Origin of the sequence: Thioalkalivibrio halophilus (assembly GCF_001995255.1) — a bacterium.
In the GTDB taxonomy this organism is placed as follows: Bacteria; Pseudomonadota; Gammaproteobacteria; order Ectothiorhodospirales; family Ectothiorhodospiraceae; genus Thioalkalivibrio; species Thioalkalivibrio halophilus.
The window spans coordinates 44534-61089 of record NZ_MUZR01000011.1 but is presented as its reverse complement, the minus strand read 5'-3'; the positions used below and the strand labels follow the sequence as shown (position 1 = coordinate 61089).

Annotated in this window: 15 protein-coding genes; 5 read left to right on the top strand and 10 right to left on the bottom strand. The window is 66.8% G+C overall.

The genetic code is table 11. From position 1 onward, the window contains the following. The 7 genes from B1A74_RS04600 to B1A74_RS04570 all read right to left on the bottom strand — a co-directional run. Window positions 1-278, bottom strand: a 278-nt coding sequence (locus B1A74_RS04600; RefSeq protein WP_143592227.1) for a radical SAM protein, incomplete at its 3' end; no start/stop codon positions are given. Then, a complete protein-coding gene (locus tag B1A74_RS04595) occupies window positions 271-1206 on the bottom strand; it encodes a molecular chaperone TorD family protein (RefSeq protein WP_077243907.1) in 936 nt (311 codons plus the stop codon). The genes B1A74_RS04595 and B1A74_RS04600, both read right to left, overlap by 8 nt. A gap of 87 nt (window positions 1207-1293) precedes the next feature. Beyond that, complete coding sequence (nrfD, locus tag B1A74_RS04590; RefSeq protein WP_077243906.1) at window positions 1294-2505, bottom strand: NrfD/PsrC family molybdoenzyme membrane anchor subunit; 1212 nt, start codon at window positions 2503-2505, stop codon at window positions 1294-1296. A 12-nt stretch (window positions 2506-2517) separates the two neighbouring features. Continuing rightward, window positions 2518-3264 carry a 4Fe-4S dicluster domain-containing protein gene (locus B1A74_RS04585; protein ID WP_341853163.1) on the bottom strand — a complete coding sequence of 249 codons (747 nt, stop codon included), beginning with the start codon at window positions 3262-3264 and terminating at the stop codon, window positions 2518-2520. A 34-nt stretch (window positions 3265-3298) separates the two neighbouring features. Then, complete coding sequence (locus tag B1A74_RS04580; RefSeq protein WP_077243905.1) at window positions 3299-5839, bottom strand: molybdopterin-dependent oxidoreductase; 2541 nt, start codon at window positions 5837-5839, stop codon at window positions 3299-3301. After that, entirely contained in the window at window positions 5836-7095 is a 1260-nt protein-coding gene (locus tag B1A74_RS04575) for a 4Fe-4S binding protein (RefSeq protein WP_077243904.1), read from the bottom strand. The genes B1A74_RS04580 and B1A74_RS04575 overlap by 4 nt, the downstream gene beginning before the upstream one ends. 270 nt (window positions 7096-7365) lie before the next feature. After that, a complete protein-coding gene (locus B1A74_RS04570) occupies window positions 7366-8355 on the bottom strand; it encodes an MBL fold metallo-hydrolase (protein ID WP_024329953.1) in 990 nt (329 codons plus the stop codon). Between the two features lie 359 nt (window positions 8356-8714). Between B1A74_RS04570 and B1A74_RS04565 the strand changes: the two genes are divergently transcribed. The 5 genes from B1A74_RS04565 (at window position 8715) to B1A74_RS04545 (ending at window position 13385) form a co-directional block, all read left to right on the top strand. After that, entirely contained in the window at window positions 8715-9185 is a 471-nt protein-coding gene (locus B1A74_RS04565) for an FKBP-type peptidyl-prolyl cis-trans isomerase (RefSeq protein WP_077243903.1), read from the top strand. A 139-nt stretch (window positions 9186-9324) separates the two neighbouring features. Then, complete coding sequence (locus B1A74_RS04560) at window positions 9325-10170, top strand: substrate-binding domain-containing protein (protein ID WP_244269167.1); 846 nt, start codon at window positions 9325-9327, stop codon at window positions 10168-10170. Beyond that, window positions 10154-11692: a sensor histidine kinase gene (locus B1A74_RS04555; protein WP_077243901.1), complete on the top strand. Its 1539-nt coding sequence runs from the start codon at window positions 10154-10156 to the stop codon at window positions 11690-11692. The genes B1A74_RS04560 and B1A74_RS04555 overlap by 17 nt, the downstream gene beginning before the upstream one ends. Then, a complete protein-coding gene (locus B1A74_RS04550) occupies window positions 11689-13086 on the top strand; it encodes a sigma-54-dependent transcriptional regulator (protein WP_077243900.1) in 1398 nt (465 codons plus the stop codon). The genes B1A74_RS04555 and B1A74_RS04550 overlap by 4 nt, the downstream gene beginning before the upstream one ends. A gap of 98 nt (window positions 13087-13184) precedes the next feature. Then, on the top strand, window positions 13185-13385 hold the full coding sequence (locus B1A74_RS04545; protein ID WP_018946181.1) for a hypothetical protein: 201 nt from the start codon (window positions 13185-13187) through the stop codon (window positions 13383-13385). A 27-nt stretch (window positions 13386-13412) separates the two neighbouring features. On the opposite strand, the gene B1A74_RS04540 is transcribed toward B1A74_RS04545, so the two are convergent. Genes B1A74_RS04540 through B1A74_RS04530 form a run of 3 tightly spaced genes read right to left on the bottom strand, consistent with a single transcriptional unit; the run spans window position 13413 to window position 16533 of the window. After that, the gene (locus B1A74_RS04540) at window positions 13413-14747 is read right to left on the bottom strand and encodes a diguanylate cyclase domain-containing protein (protein ID WP_077243899.1); all 1335 of its coding nucleotides are present in this window, start codon (window positions 14745-14747) and stop codon (window positions 13413-13415) included. Beyond that, on the bottom strand, window positions 14744-16237 hold the full coding sequence (gene kaiC / locus B1A74_RS04535) for a circadian clock protein KaiC (RefSeq protein WP_077243898.1): 1494 nt from the start codon (window positions 16235-16237) through the stop codon (window positions 14744-14746). The genes B1A74_RS04540 and kaiC overlap by 4 nt, the downstream gene beginning before the upstream one ends. Beyond that, entirely contained in the window at window positions 16234-16533 is a 300-nt protein-coding gene (locus B1A74_RS04530; protein WP_018946184.1) for a circadian clock KaiB family protein, read from the bottom strand. Before B1A74_RS04530 ends, kaiC begins: the two co-directional genes overlap by 4 nt. Window positions 16534-16556 lie beyond the last annotated feature (23 nt).

Below are 16556 nucleotides of genomic sequence, written 5' to 3'. Positions count from 1 at the left end.
AGCCGCGCCGCCAGATCCGGGAGGCCGTGACGCACCAGCGGTTCGCCGCCGGTCAGGCGCACCCGCCGGGTGCCAAGGCGCCCGAAGGCCGCCATCACCCGCTCGATCTCGTCGAAGGTCAGCCAGTGCTCGGGCACTTCGAAGTCGCGAAAGCCCTCCGGCATGCAGTAAAAGCAGCGCAGGTCGCAGCGGTCGGTGACCGACACGCGTACGTATTCGATGCGCCTCCCGTGCCGGTCGACCAGACCCCGATCGCCGTTCCTGGATTGGTCAGACATGCTTGCTCACCGCCGCCGGCAATTCCACCGTGGTTTCCGACAGTCCCATCTCGCCGGCACGACAATCCGGACAGGCCTCCAGGTGTTCGGTCTCCAGCCCGCGCGCCTGCAGCTGCTGCAGCATGAACACCATGTCGCGGCCCATGGCGAATTCCTTGCCGCACACCCGGCAGGCGGCCGGGGCCTCCAGCGAGCGCTCGGGCGCCATGCGCGCGTCCAGTGCCTCTTCCAGCGACGGCCTGGCGGCGGTTTCGGCGTGCACTTCGGGAGCCAGGGCCTCCAGGTAGACCACGTCGGCCTCCAGCACCTCGCGGGTCACCCGCCCCAGCTGGCGCCAGGCTTCCGCGGTCGGGAGGTGCGTTACCGCCTCGTCCAGCTGTTCCAGCCATCCGGGGAACCACGACAGCATCAGCTGACGCACGAAATAGCGCGCATCACCGGCGATCGCGGCGCATTCCTCCCGGTCCTCCGTCTCCGCGGCCTTCGCGTGCAGGAAAGCGACGAACTGGAGTTGCAGGGCCAGGTGATCCGGAAGATCGCGAAATTCGCGGTCCCGGGTCAGGCCGTGGCGCTGGTAAAAACGTTCCATCTCCACCGTGCTCTGCCCCATCAGGGCCCCGTCGAGCTGGATGCCGGCATTCAGAGGAGCCGGAAACGGAGGAGCCAGGAACAGTCGGCTGTAGACGCGCAGCAGGCCGCCCTCGGCGTCCGCGGTGGACCGCAGTGCCGACGCCAGGGCGTCCAGTTCCCCGGCTGCGGGGACTCCGGTCGCTTCCCGCAGGGCTTCGAGATCCGGAACCAGGTCGTCCCGCAGGGCATTCGCCCGCTCGGATTCCTTCGGCGTCAGGAACGCCTGCCCGAGGCAGAGCAGGGTCTCGCCGAAGGGGACCAGGAAATCGGTTTCGGTTTGCGTTGCTTCAAGGTTCATTTTCGCTCCTTGTATACAAAAACGGGCCGGAGGCGTACCCCGGCCCGTCCCTGTGGCCGTGCCACATTCACGCGGATGGCCGGCCGCTCAAGAGCGTGCTTCGGCCGTGGCTTCGGGTTCGGCTTCGGCCTCGCCCGGCTCTGCCTGCGGCATGTCGCTCAGGTTGAACAGCCGCTCGCCCAGGGCATACAGGGCGAAGACCAGGGCGATACCCATGACGGTCAGCACCCATTCCGTCGGCGACGGCACGTAGGCCACCAGGTCACGCTCCCAGGTGCCCTTGAACAGCGGGACCACCTGACCGCCAACCACGAAGTACAGGCGCTCGATGAACATGCCCACCAGCACCAGCACGGCGGCCAGCATCTGGATCGCCGGCGACTGGCGCAGGCCGCGTGCCAGCAACAGCACGAACGGCAGCAGGATGCCGCCCCACACGCCGAGATGGAACCAGCCCGAAGCCAGCAGGTAGTCCGCCCACACCACGTTCACTTCGGTCGCATTGGCATACAGCCCGGTGGTCAGACGCGCCAGGAACATCACCAGGGTGATGAACAGCAGGATCAGGAACAGCCGCGGCAGCGGGCCTTCCATGTCCATGCGCAGCGCCTTCGGCATGCGTTCGGTATTCATGCCGTAGCTCAGGTAGGTGAAGAACACCAGACCGGCGACACCGGTCAGCGCGGCGGTGGCGTAGAACCACACCGGCAGGGTCGGGTCGTACCAGAACGGACGCATGCTCATCATGCCGAACACCAGCGCCAGCGTCCCGGCGGCCAGCACCACGGCGATGAAACCCGCGATTCCGACCTGACGGCTGAGCTTGCTGCTCCAGTCGCCGCGTTCCATGCGCTGGAACTTCCACAGCAGGAAGATCAGATCCGCCAGATAGAACACGCCCATCCAGAACATGGCCGACTCGACCTGCAGGTTCAGCGGGATGGCCCACAACATGCGGAAGGTGTGACCGATCTCCATGGCCAGCACCGCAAGCCCGGCGACCAGGGTGATGATCGCCAGCCAGATGGCCCGCTTCACCAGCGGGTAGTACTGCTTGAACCCGAACACCATGGCCAGCGCGGCCAGCAGCGTGAGCCCCGAGGACATCAGGGCGAAGTACACGTAGGTGGAAATGGGCAGACCCCACGCCACGTTCGCATCCATGTTGAATGCGGCGTGACCCTGGGTCATCAGCATGAAGCCGGAAAAGACGAACGCGATGATCGCGATCGCCGCTCCGACGTAGAGCATCGGCGTGAACAGCGCCGGATTGCCCGATTGGTTGTCTTGCGCAGTCATGAATCGTCTCCCTTACGACTTGGGCTGGAACGCGGGGATGCCCGCGCCGGCGCCGAGGTAGTAGACCTGCGGGCGGTTGCCGGTGTGGTCCTTCAGGCGAATGCCGTTCTTGTTCCCGATCAGCTTGTTGACATTGCTGGCGGGATTGTCGAGATCGCCGAAGAACCGGGCCTTGGGCGGGCAGGTCCGCACACAGGCCGGAACGTAATCGACCAGCTCGGGATCATCCTCGTCGAGGTCCGGGACCCCTTCGGGGGCTTCCTTCACGCGGTGGTAGCAGAAGGTGCACTTGGACACGACGCCCTTGGGCTGCACGCCGATGCCACGGCGATAGTCGGTATCCGGGCTCTGCCCCGGCGGATCCCACAGCTGCCCGCCGCTGCCGGCAAAGACCTCCTTGAGATCCGGCTCCACCAGCGGCTTTTCATCCGCGAAGAACCGCACGCCGTAGGGGCAGGCGATCATGCAGTACTTGCAGCCGATGCACTTGTCCCAGTCGATGAACACGATGCCGCCCGCATCGTGGTCCTTGTAGGTGGCCCGGGTCGGGCAGACATGCACGCAGGACGGGTCCTCGCACTGCATGCAGGGCCGTGGCAGCCACTTCATCTGACCACTGGGATACTCCCCTTCGGTGTAGTACAGAACGTCCTGCCAGCTCTCGCCCGGCAGGGTGTCGTTCTCCATGTCACAGGCCGTGGTACAGGCCTGGCAGCCCGTACATTTATCGAGGTCAATGACCATTCCCCATTTCGCCATTCTCTAGTCTCCTCTTGCGTTCCGGACCGCGCGCTCAGACGCGCTCGACATCGACCCGGCCGGTGTAATAGGCCGCCAGGCCCGAGATCGGGTCCGAGACGTTTTCGGTCATTTCGTTGGGGTTACCCGGTGCGGTGGCACGCTCCTGGGCCTCGGCCCAGCGCCCCTGGGCCCAGTGCCCGTGCTCGTAGGGCAGGATGATGGTGTCCGGACGGTTCTGCGGCATCAGGCGCACGTAGGCCTCGATACTGCCGAGATCCGCCGTGATCCGGACCCGGTCGCCGTCCTTGATGCCGCGCTCGCGCGCCGTCTGCGGGTGCATCTCCACGTAACAGCGATCGTTGCCGCCAACGCTGGGCTGCATCAGGGCCGTGGCCTGCGGGATATTCCCGCTGCGACCCTCGGCGGTCATCGGGGTCTTGGGCGTGACGAAGTGCAGGTCCCGATTGCCGCCCGTGTATTCCGGATCCAGCCACTGCGGGAAACCGACCCGGTCCCGGCTCACGTTCAGATGCTGGGTGATGTAGTCGACCTCAGCGCGCAGGTAGGAGGAATCGAACTCGAACTTGCCCGATTCGGTGGGCATGAGCTTTTCCCTGACCTCTTCCTCGGTCATCTCGATGTTGTAGCCCTCGCCATCCCACTCGTAGAACACGCCACGGTGCTGCTTCCAGTGGTAGGGCTTCTTGTACCAGACCCCCTGCTCTTTCCAGGCCTCCCAGCCGTCGACGCCGTTGTCGCCGGGATCATCCTCGAATCCGCGGGCCAGGTGCTTCAGCAGGTTCTCGACGTTATCCACCTGACGGTAGTAGTCGCTGGTGGGCCCCTTAATCCGCTTGCCGATCTCGATCATCATGTTGCCGAACTCGGTGGTGTCGTAGATCGGCTCCACCGCCGGCACGCGCAGAGCGGTCATGGGCCAGCCCTCGAACGGATAGGTCGGCGAATCCTGCAGGCGCTCGAGGTAGGTCGACTCCGGCAGCACGATGTCGGCGAATTTCGCGGTCTCGCCGGGGAACGGCGAGGTATCCACCACGAAGATCTCGCTCATCATCTTTTCCCATTCCGGCGCATCCGGTGCGGTCCAGATGGGGTTGGTGGTGTAGAACATCGCCATCTTCAGCTTGTAGGGGTCGCCGGCGTTATGGTTCTTCGCGACCTCCTGCATCATGGTCCCGGCGAACGGCCAGCGCTCGGTGCCGGCCATGTCGATGCGCGGATAGCGGCCTTCCATGGTCCGCGAGATCCCGTCGCGGTAGTCGTCCGCGTCGGCCGGCCCGGAAGCATAGGACGGGCCCATCTGGTAGAACAGCCCGCCCTCGGCGAACATCGAGCCCGACAGCGCGTTCAGCGCATGGATCGCCATGCCGTTGTAGACCCCGTTGGTGTGCGCGGTGGGGCCGCGCTCGAAGATCGCCATGGCCGGGCGCGTGGAACCGAATTCCACCGCCGTCCGGCGGATGTCGTCCGCGTCGACGCCAGTGATCCCGGCCGCCCATTCCGGCGTGCGGTCCTTGAGCTCGGCGTTCCACCAGTCGACGAGCCCCCGGGTCCAGACCTCCTCGAAGCGCTCCGCGTCCACGGTGGAGCCGGTGGAGAAGCGATTCTCGCCGTCGTCGAAGTCCCCCACGAACTCGCGATCCCACAGCCCTTCGGTGAGGATCACGTGGGCCATGGCCAGGGCCAGGGCCCCGTCGGTGCCGGGTTTGGTCATCAGGTAGCGGTCCGATGCCGCCATGGTGGGGTTCATGCGCACGTCCACCGTGGTGACCCGGGTCTTCGGGCTCTTGGTGCGCATGTGACCCCAGACCTGCATCAGGTAGTTGTACGGGCGGAAGGCCTCGAGAAAGCCCGCGCCGAAGATCAGCAGGTAGTTGGTGTTCTTGTAGTCGTAGGAGTTGTACGACGCGTTGCCCTCGACTGCGGCCTTGGCGTGCTTGGAGCCTTCCGCGCAGATGGAGGCGTGGCCGATGGCCGCGTTCGGCGTACCGACCAGTTTGCCCCAGTCGCCGTACAGGCCGGCGTCACTCGGTCCCCAGCCCCGGCCGTAGAGATGCGCGATCTTGTGGGCCTCGCCGTTCTCGCGCAGTTCGTTGATCCGGCTCGCGATCTCGTCATAGGCCTCGTCCCAGGAGATGGGCTCCCAGCCCGGATCCTCGTCCCGACCCTTGTTCGGGTTGGTCCGGCGCATGGGCTGCTTGAAGCGGTCCGGGTCGTAGAGGAAGTACGTTCCCAGATGCCCCTTCGGGCACAGCTTGCCATTGGCGATCGGATTGCCCGGGTCGCCGTAGATGCTCGTCACCCGCCGGTTACCGGTGGACGGGTCTTCGTAGGTGTAGACATTGATACCGCAGCGGGCCGGACACTGGTGGCAGATGTTCTTGGTCATCTGCAGGTCCTTCCAGCTGCCATTGGAGGCCGCGGCCGCATTCGACGGTGCAGCACCGCCCGCCCCGACCGCGGAAAAGCCGGTCAGCTTGGCCATGCCGGCGGCGCCGAACGCCGCGGCCCCGGTTGCCCCGGAGGTCTGCAGAAACCGCCTCCGCGTGAACATGCTCTCGAGGATATTCTTCATATCGGACTCTCACTCCCTCTCGTCTTCGCATCGGCGCTGGCCGCATCGCGACTCGCCTGTTGTACCCGGGCACCGCAGCCATCGGGCGCCCGGGAATCGGGGGCCTGCCCGAAGAGCAGCTCGTAGCCACCCCCCGCGAGCAGGCCGTATTTCTTGTCGCAGGACGGACAGAAACGTCCTTCGCCGCCCGCGAACGGTCTCCGGCATTCCGGACAACGGCGGAATGCATGCCGGGTCAGTTCTCCCGACTGCCCCCCTTCGGGGTACGAGGTGAGCGCGCGCTCGGGACATACGCGCACGCACAATTCGCAACCGATGCACTCCTCCGGACGGAAGTGCAGTCCACTCCCGCCCTCGGCATCGAAGGCCTCCAGCGCCCCGGTGGGACACAGCGAGGCGCACACCCGCTGGTTACAGCAGGCGTCCTGATCCACGTTCAGTCCGGGGCGCTGGCTGGCCGGGAGCGTTTCATCGAAACGCTCGAGCGCGCGCACCATGCGCTGTCGCGGGGGCGCGGGGATGCGATCGCGCAACGGGCGCGACGGGCCCTCGCCTTCGGCCTCCATGGGTGTGTCGTCCAGCGCTCCGGCGACCTCCCCGGCCATGCGCCGGAACAGGCCGCGACGGCTCACGGCAGTCATGGCCGAACGCGCCGGCGGGCCGTCGCCCCGTGCCCGTTCGCGCGGCAACCCGCGCGCCTCGAACCGCGGCAGCAGCGATTCCATCGCCTCCGCGGCGTCGAGGGCCGCGGCCGCGGTTTCCAGGGCGGTCTGCGCCGGGCGGGCACCCCCCCCGGCGGGACACCGTTCGCACCAGCCACGATCCAGCACCACCACCGGGCCATCACGCAGACTCGTCAGCTCGGCCACCGCCCCCGCGTCGAGTCCGCCGGTACAGGGCACGCGCAGGGCCCCTTCCGGAGATACCTCCTCCGGCACCCGCCAGCAGTCCACATACAGGGGTTCGTCGCGGGCCGGGGGCATCTCCTGCATGGCCTCGGTGCGCGGGAAATCCGCCGCGCGCAGGGCACCGGTGGGACAGGCGGCAGCACAACGTCCGCAGCGCAGACAGCCATCGCTCAGCTCCAGCTTCCCCTTGACCGCCGTCAGGACATCCACCGGGCAGGCGCGCGCGCAGTCATCGCAGCGCGACAGCGGCGAACGCGCCGGCAGGCAGTCCTCGGCCAGAAAGGCCAGTTCGGAGATATCCGGGTGCAACCGGCGAAACCGGATTTCGGCGGTATCGGCTGATGACATGAACGCTCCGGCTCGGAAAGTCAGGGCCCCGGGGGCCACCAATCACCCGATCGGAAGCAAGGGACATGCCGTGTTCCCGAAATGCCTCCATGGCGCGCCATGCGATCTTTTCCTTTCGCCCGGCGTTACTTAACGGTGACGAGGGCGTACACGAGCGGCCGGACGCCGGTTACCTCACGGTGACGCCGGGAGCGTTCAACGAAAGCACACAAAAAAGCCCCGGCACCGTTTCCGGTACCGGGGCCTCTGTCGGGCGAAGCGGGGCCGCCGTCACTCCATGAAAAGATACGTCCGGTTCACGTTCGTCCGGTGCCACTGATCAAAATGGAGCAGATGTTCGAACTGCGGAGCATCCGCCAGATCGTTCACGGCTTCGTCCAGGCTGGACCAGTCCTCGATGTGCCGGGCCGAACCCTCGGTGATGTAGCGCATGTAATCGATCGTGTCGGCCTTCACCCGCGCCATGTCGGCCACGTCGCCGTGCCCCGGTACCACGGCGGCCGGGGCGCGCTCTTCCAGCTGATCGAGGGCTTCCACCCACTGCACGGGGTCACTCCACGGATGGATACCGAGGATACGGTCGACGTAGACCAGGTCGCCGGAGAACAGAACGTCGGTTGCGGGCAGATACAGCACCGCGTCACCCGGGAAGTGGGCATCCGCCCAGTATTCCAGATGGAATTCGGTACCACCGATCTCCAGCACCTGCCGGTCGCCTTCCAGCGGCGCATCGGTCACCACCGGCTCGCTACCCTCGAACCGATCATCCAGCACGCCCGAGAGCCGGTCCATATGACGGTCGGCAAAGTCCAGTCGGGTCGCGACCGTCCGTTCCAGCGCGATCAGCTCCGCACCCTGCTCCTCGAAATAGCCATTGGCCAGCCAGCGGTGGTCCTGGGCGCCGATCCCGATCACGTGCGTCACGGGTTTTTCGGTCACTTCGGACACCGCCTCTTCCAGAAGCCCGCCGAAACGCCGGGAGGGGCCGGAATCGATCAGCACCACGCCTTCTTCGGTGACCACGAAGCCCAGATTCACGTTCAGGGCCTCGTTCTCGTAGGTGCGGTTCTCCACGGAACCAATGATTGCGTAGATATCTTCGGCCACGCGCACGGGCTGCAGCGCGTCCACCCGTTCGAGATCGGAGGTGCGCGCATCACTCAGGCGTTCACTGTCCGCCGGGATCTCCACCCCGGCGGCCGCCGTGGTGGCCATGGCGAGGGAAAGGCACCCCGTCACGAGCCATCTGTTCATCGTCATCAATCGTTCTCCCCAGTTCTTTGCGGAATTCGGTCCAGCCCGGTTCGTCCGGGCCCCACCCTGACAGGACGCCGGTTCGGGCCGGTCTCTTCCCTCATGCCTGTCAGGGACAAGGGGTCATGGCGCACCGTAAACCCGTTACCGGAGTGTAACCTCCGGCGCCATCGAACCGCGGGCGATGTTACCCCGCGGTAATCGACAGCCGACAGGAAAACCCCAAGCCATTGAATAATATCCGTATTTCAACATGGTCCGAGTCTTGCTTCCGGAGCCGGTGAAGCGTGCTCCTCCTGTGGGCCTTGTCAGGCGGCCCGCCCCGTGCGGGCCCTGACCCTTTTATTTCCTGAACGGGACACCCTATGCCGCCGAATCACGAAGCCTCCGATCGCTGCGTGCGCAACGGTGATCACGTTCACCTTCGCTACAGTATCCGACCCGAGGGTGAACTGCCTCTGAATACTGCCGGACTGGATGCGGACGAACACGAAATCCGCCTTCGCATCGGGACCGAAACACCCCCGCTGCCGGGGCTCGACGAAGCCGTGCTCGGCCTGGCGACGGGACAGCCGGAAGAGCTGGAAATCCCCGCGGCCCGCGCCTTCGGCGAACGCCGTCCGGAACTGGTTTTCGAGGCGGTGCGCGACAACCTGCCCGCCGACGTACGCCTGGAACCCGGACTGCCACTGTACACCGGAGACGAGTCGGGCCGGCGTGCATGGCAGCTGCGGGTGGTGGAACTGACCGAGCGCGGCGCGCTGCTCGACGGCAACCACCCGCTGGCCGGCCATCCGCTGCGTATCCGTGCGACGGTCCTGGCCATCAAGGACTGAAACTCGAACCGACGACCGTTCCGGCCGCCCCGTTTACCGGTGTACAGTCTGTTCACCACGTTACAGAATGTTCACCAGGGGAAACACTGATCAATAGTGTTTCCCAAGGGGCGCGCCGCGAGTTCGGCTGGAGGGAATATTGAATCGACGCGGTTTTCTCGGAATGGCGCTGGCGGCGCCGGCCGGAAAGCTGCTGGCCGACGGTCCGGAACCCCGCGTGCTGCGTTTCGGTCTTACGCCGGTCTTTCTCGACCACCGCGAAGCGCTGCTGCGGCGCTGGCGGCACTTCCTGGAACAGCGACTGCTCAGGCCGGTTCGCTTGATCCAGCGGGGGAGTTATGCCGAGATCATGGAGCTGCTGCGCCTGGGTGACCTCGACGTCGCCTGGCTGTGCAGCTACCCCTATGTGATCGAGGAAGAGCGGTTACGGCTGCTGGTCACCCCGGTTTACGACGGACGGCCCCTCTACCGTTCGTACCTGATTGTTCCTGACTCCGATCAGGACACCCACACCATCACCGATCTGCAGGGCCGCTTCTTTGCCTACAGCGACCCGGACTCGCTGTCCGGCTACCACCTTCCCCGTCATGCGATCTTCGCCACCGGCGCGGATCCGGATGGCTACTTTGCCCGTACGATCATGTCGTGGACCCATCGCAACGCCATCAAGGCCGTGGCCGAACGCCTGGTGGACGGAGCCGCCGTGGATGGCTATGTCTGGGACATGCTGAAGCAACACGAACCCGCGGTGGTCGCGCGTACCCGGATCGTCTCGCGCTCGCGTTACCACGGTTTCCCGCCGATCGTCGCGCGTGACGCCTTTCCCGAGGAGGACGCCCGGCACTGTCGCGAGGTGCTGGACTCGATGTCCGATCACGACGAGGGGCGCGGGATCCTTGCGGCCCTGGGGCTCGACGGGTTCGACCCCACGAGTCCCGAGCTCTACGACAGCGTGCGCCGGATCGCCGATGAAATGGCTATCTGAATGGCCCTCGCCGGCCAACCTCAGTCTGCGCTACAAGATCCCGGCCCGGGCGACGGCCCTGATGCTGGTGACGGCCATCGCGCTGACCAGCGCGATCGTGACCCGAGTCTATGACGAGCTCCGCCAGGATCTGTTCAACAATGCCGAGATCCTCGGTGGCGTACTGAGCGAGACCCTGGTCGAGCCGATGCGCAACGACGACGTCTGGCGCGCCTACGAGATCATCCGCGCACCCCTGGTCGCGGGCGACAACGGCGCGGACAAGCTGTTGCTGGTGGACGACCGGCAACGCATCTTCGTCTCCAGCCAGCCCGGGGAAACCCGCATGCTCGCCTCGCTGGAGGAGGCCGGCGCATCCCCGACCCCGGTGGCGCAAGCCATCGAGGACATGTTCAGCCGCCCGCAAACATCGGATGCCACCCCGCCCGCTCCACGACGTCTGGTCGGGGAAGAACACTATTTCATGCTCCAGCCGGTCATGGCCGACGGGGTCATGATGGGCACCCTGATCCTGCGCTATCCGCGGGACATCCACTGGCCGCGCTTCGTGGGGATGGTGGAACGCGCGGCGACGGTGACCCTGCTGGTCCTGCTGGCCCTCCTGCCACTGAGCTGGTGGTGGGGGCGGCGCATGGCCCGCCCGCTGACCACCCTCGCCGACTGCATGAAACGCGTCGGTGACCGCATCCCTGAAGAACCGGAATGCCGGCTGCAGGAGTCGAACGACGAGATCGGACAGCTCTCCCGCCGCCTGCGCGAGATGCTCGCCGAACTGCGCCAGAAGGAGCTCCTGGAGCAGCAGGTCATGGCCTCGGAACGTCTGGCGGCCGTCGGTCGGCTCACCGGCGGCATCGCCCACGAAATCAACAATCCGCTGGGCGGCATGCTCAACGCCATCAGCACGCAGAAACGCCACGGTGACACCGACGCCCGCACAGCACGCACCCTGGACCTGCTGGAACGCGGGCTGCTGCAGATCCGCGACACCGTCTCCGCGCTGCTGGTCGAGGCACGTCCGGAACGCCAGCCACTGGCGCCCACCGACCTGCAGGACGTGCGCACGCTGATCCAGCCGAACATCCAGCGCAGGAAGGCGCGCCTCGACTGGCATGACGATCTGCGCGAAACAATCCCCCTGCCCGCCGCGCTGGTGCGGCAGATCCTCATCAACCTGCTGCTCAACGCCACCCAGGCCGTGGAAAACGGCGGGCGGATCGAGTGCCGCATCCGGTACGATGACGATGCCCTGAAACTGCAGATCGGCAATACCGGCCAGCACATCCCGGAAGACCGGGTCGCCCGCCTGTTCGAACCCGATGCCCCGCCGGGGGCCGAACCGCGCGAAGCCGCCGCGGGACGCGGCATCGGACTCTGGATGACCTGGCAGATCACCACCCAGCTCAAGGGGACGATCGACGTCGACAGTCGGCCCGGCTGGACCGAATTCCGAGTCCGGCTTCCCCGGGCCGAGGCCCTGGAGCCCGCACTGCCGCCCACTGACAACCGTTCGGAACGCTCATGACCACATCTTCCTGCCGCATCCTGCTGGTCGAGGACGATCCCATCATGGGGGAATCGCTGTACGACCGCTTCGAACTGGAAGGCTTCGAAGTCACCTGGTGCCAGACCGCCGGCGCGGCCCGGGAGACACTCGAAGGCGACCGTCACTTTCACCTGATGGTGAGCGATATCCGCCTGCCCGACCTGACGGGCGACGCCCTGTTTGCGCAACTCCAGGAGACCCTCGCCCAGGAGACCCCGCGAACCCTGTTCATCACCGGGTATGGCGCGGTGGAAACCGCAGTGGACCTGCTCAAGCGGGGGGCGGCCGACTACATCACCAAGCCCTTCGACCTCGACGCGCTGATCGGGCAGATCCGCGGACTGTGCGCCGAGGAAGACCCGCGGATGCAAACGGCTGATGCCGTTTCTGCGGCAGCGGATCTTTCCCTGGGCAAGTCACTGCCGATGCAGCGCATGGCGGCGATGCTGCCACGCGTGGCCGCCCGTGCGACCACCGTGCTGATCACCGGCGAGTCCGGTGCGGGCAAGGAATTCGTCGCCCATGCCCTGCACAACGCGGGGCCGAATCCGGATGCCCCTTTCGTGGCCGTCAATTGCGCCGCCCTGCCCGAGAATCTCCTGGAGGCCGAACTCTTCGGCCACGAGAAGGGGGCCTTCACCGGAGCGACGCGCCAGCGTCGCGGTGTCTTTGAACAGGCCGACGGCGGGACCTTGTTCCTCGACGAAATCGGTGACATGTCGCTGGCCATGCAGGCCAAGCTGCTGCGCGTCATCCAGGAGCGCCAGGTCACTCCGCTGGGCTCGGAAAACCCGCTCGACGTGAACCTGCGGCTGGTCTGTGCCACCCATCGCAACCTGCGCGAGTACGTTGATCGTGGTGATTTCCGCGAGGACCTCTTCTACCGCATCAACGTCGTGCACCTGCGCATCCCTCCGCTGCGCGACCGCCGCGAGGACATCCTGTGGCTGGCCCGCCAGACCCTGGAGGACCTGGCCCGCCGGGAAGGAGGCGAACCCCGACGTCTGGCCGCCGACGCGGAACAGGCGATGCTGGAACACGAATGGCCGGGCAATGTCCGCGAACTGCGCCACTGCCTGGAGCGGGCCACCATCTTTTCCCCGGCCCCGGTGCTGGGCGAGGCGGATCTGTGCGACCCGGCCGACCCCGATCACCTGCCGCCCTCCGGGGACCCGTCAACCGAAGCGACAGACCCGGCATCCCGCCCTCCGCTGGCCGACTACCTACAGGCGCAGGAGGCCGCCTACATCCGCCAGGCGCTGGAACACCACGAATGGCGCATCACGCAGACCGCGGAGCACCTGGGCATCAGCCGCAAGAACCTGTGGGAGAAGATGCGCCGGCACGGGCTGCAGGGACCCGGGGCGGAATAAACCCTGCGCCGGGCCGTCACCCACCGAGAGGCAACATTCCCGCCGCCGGGTCACCGCCGCCGAGCGATCTCCGGGGCAGGGAACACGGGAGGCGCGTCATGAACCATCGCTACACCCGCTACACCGCCATCACGGTCGCCGGTGCGGCCGCACTGGGCCTGTTCATCACCGGGGCGGGCTCCGCCGTCGCCGATACCGAACGCTCGGCGACCCCACTGGAGACGGTCGGCACGCCCGCCAAGGCACGCGACGATGAAGGCGACCGGCGCAGGATCCCGGACGAGTCCTGCCCGGCCTGACGGAATCCCGCAACCCCGCGGCCGGGCTCAGGCGCAGTCGGTCGACTCTCCCCGGGGCGGCTTCGGGGACGGTTTGTCTCCGACTTCGCTCGCGAATGCGAAGAGGCCGCGCCCGCGATCCTTGGCGCGATACATGGCCTGGTCGGCCTGGTGGATCAGGCCGTCACAGTCGTGGCCATCATCCGGATACATGGCGATGCCCACGCTGGACCCGATGTGGACCTCGTGATCGCGCACGTAAAACGGAGCCTGTAGTGCGTCGATGACCTTCTGGGCCACGATTCCCGCATCGGCCTCGCGCCGGATGTCCCGCACCAGCACGATGAACTCGTCCCCGCCCAGCCGCGCGACCAGATCGCTCTCGCGCACGGTCTCGCGCAGGCGTGCGGCCACGGCCTGCAGGATCTCGTCCCCCACCGCGTGGCCCAGAGCGTCGTTGACGGGCTTGAAGTGGTCAAGATCCACGAACAGTACGGACACGACATCTCCATGACGCCGCGCCTGCCCCAGCGCCAGATCGAGATGCTGATGGAAGGCGGTGCGGTTCGGCAGGTCGGTCAGCGGATCGGCGTGCGCCAGATGGTCCAGGCGCTGCTGGGCCTCTTTCCAGCGGGTGATGTCCTCGAAGGTCACGATGAAATGGGTCGGCTGCCCCATCTCGCCGCGAACCGCGACCACCGTGGTCCAGGTGTAGCAGGGCCCGCCGTCGCGCCGCCGCTTGACCAGCTCGCCCTCCCAGCGGCCGGCGCTGCGCACCGCGGCTTCGATGGTTTCCAGCAGGGCCGGGTCCTGATGCTCGGAATCCAGCAGTTCGCCCATCGGCCGTCCGTGCACCTCGCCGGGCTGGTACCCGGTGATGGACATGAAGGCGGGGTTCACCTTCAGCACACGCTGCCCCGCATCGGTGATCAGCAGCCCCTCGGAGGCGTTCTCGAATACCTGGGCCGCCAGGCGCAGCTCGTCTTCCATGGCCTTGCGCTCGGTGACATCGCGCAGGATCGCCAGGCTGGCGTCATCCCCGTCCCAGCTCAGGGCGGTCACGTGCATCTCGGCGACGCGCGGGGCCTCGCCGGGAGGCAGCACGTCGATCTCGGTGCGTCCGGGAGCCGTCGGGAAACCGAACCCGGTGCCCCTGAGGGCCTGCAGGTCGCGCCCGAACAGCCGGCTGGCGGCCGGGTTGGCATACCGCAGCACGCCCGCCGAGTCCACCACGATGATGGCATCGGCGGAGGCCTCGAGGATCGCCCGCAGGCCATCGCCCGACGGACCGGAGCCGGCGAAGTCGCCGCCCCCGTCGCCCGCCCACAGCACGGCGCCGGGCACTGCGGCCGGGGGCATCGAAAGGTCCGGATTCGGCATCATGTGTCCTCGTCTCCTTGCTGCACATGCACGGGATGCCCTTCGAGGATGCCCTCCACGCCGCTGAAGCGCTGGCCGATATGCATACCGCGATCGTCGATGTTAAAGCACCGGATCCCGGCATCATGGCCCGCGCCGCGCATCTTCAGCACGGCCAGACCGCGATGGACCCGGCCGCGCATCTCGACATAGCGCAGGACGATGATGGAATCGGTCAGGGTGGAGATGTGCGCCTCGGTCACCGAGGCGCCGCCCATCAGCGACGGCGTAGAAGCGGTAAACAGTCCGGCGATCTGACGCTCCTTGATAAACGAGGTCAGGCTGATCACGAATTCGCGGAAACCGCGCGGGCTGGCCACCCGCTCCAGCGCGGTCAGGCTGTCCAGCGCGACCCGGTCCGGGCGGAAACGGTCGATTTCCTGCTTGATGCGGACCAGATGGTCTTCCAGCCCGGCGGCCTCGGGGTAATCGCAGCGGATTGCCAGGTTCCCGGCCCCCTCCGCCGGGGCATAGTCCACATTCCACCCGCGCGCATTGCGCATCAGCTGTTCGCGGCTTTCCTCGAAGGCGAACAGCATGCAGCGTTCGCCGGCGGCCAGTCCGCCCGCGGTGAACTCCGTCGCCATCAGGGTCTTGCCGGTACCGGTGGCACCGGACACCAGCACGATCGAGTCGCGGTAGAAACCGCCGCCGCACATCCGGTCCAGCTCGTCGTTGCCGGAGGTCGTGCGCACGTCGGTGGAATGCTGGGTCAGCTCCATCGCCGACAGCGGGATGGCGATCAGCCCGCCCTCCGGCAGGATGGTGAACGGGTACTCGCCCTTCTGGTGTTGCGTACCGCGGAACTTGAGGATCTCCAGCGTCCGCCGACGGGTTTCGTTCTCCAGGATGTTGCGCAGGATCACCACGTTGTCGGCGACGAACTCCTCGACCCCGTGACGGGCAACGGGGCCGTATTCGGTCTCGCGTTCGGCGGTCATGACCGCCGTCACGCCCAGGGCCTTCAGCCGGGAGGCGATGCGGAACAGGTCACGGCGTACCTGGCGCGTATCCGGGAAGCGCGAAAACATCGCGCCCAGGGAGTCGATCGCCAGACGGCGGGCCCCGCTGCGCTCCACCGCATGCTCGATGCGCGCCACCAGGGCCCCGAGGTCGTAGCTGCCGGCCTCCACCGTCTCCTCGTCCGGATCCGGCGACACGTCCACGAAGGTCCAGCGCCCGTCGGCTTCCCAGTCCGCCATCGACCAGCCGAAGGCGCCGAAATTGCGCCGCAGGTCCGCGGGCGCCTCCTCGCAGGTCACGAACACGCCGGGTGTGTCGTCGCGCTGGATACCGGCAGCCAGGAACTGGCCGGCAAACACGGTCTTGGCACTGCCCGGCGTACCGGCAACCAGCGTGGTGCGCCCCTCGGGCAGACCGCCCCGGGCAATCGCGTCGAAACCCGGGATCCCGGTGGCCAGCTTGTCGATCCCCGGCAGTGCGTCCGCGCTCATTGCAGGGACTCCCGCTGCCCGGGTGACACCAGCTCCAGCCCGTGCAGCACTTCGTCGCGGTCGGAGAGATCGCCGATGATGCGGCGGATCGGGGGAGGCAGCTCACGGATCAGGGTGGGAGTGGCGACGATGCGCTCGTTCTCGCCGCGCTCGGGATTTTCGAGCACGTCGATCACCTCGATCCGATAGCGTCCCTGGAGTTCCTCTTCACAGATGGCCTGCAGATTGGCCAGTGCCCGTGCGGACCGGGCCGTCTGCCCCGTCACGTACAGGCGGAGCAGGTATTCCTGCGCCACGTATCCTCCCCGGACGGCGATTG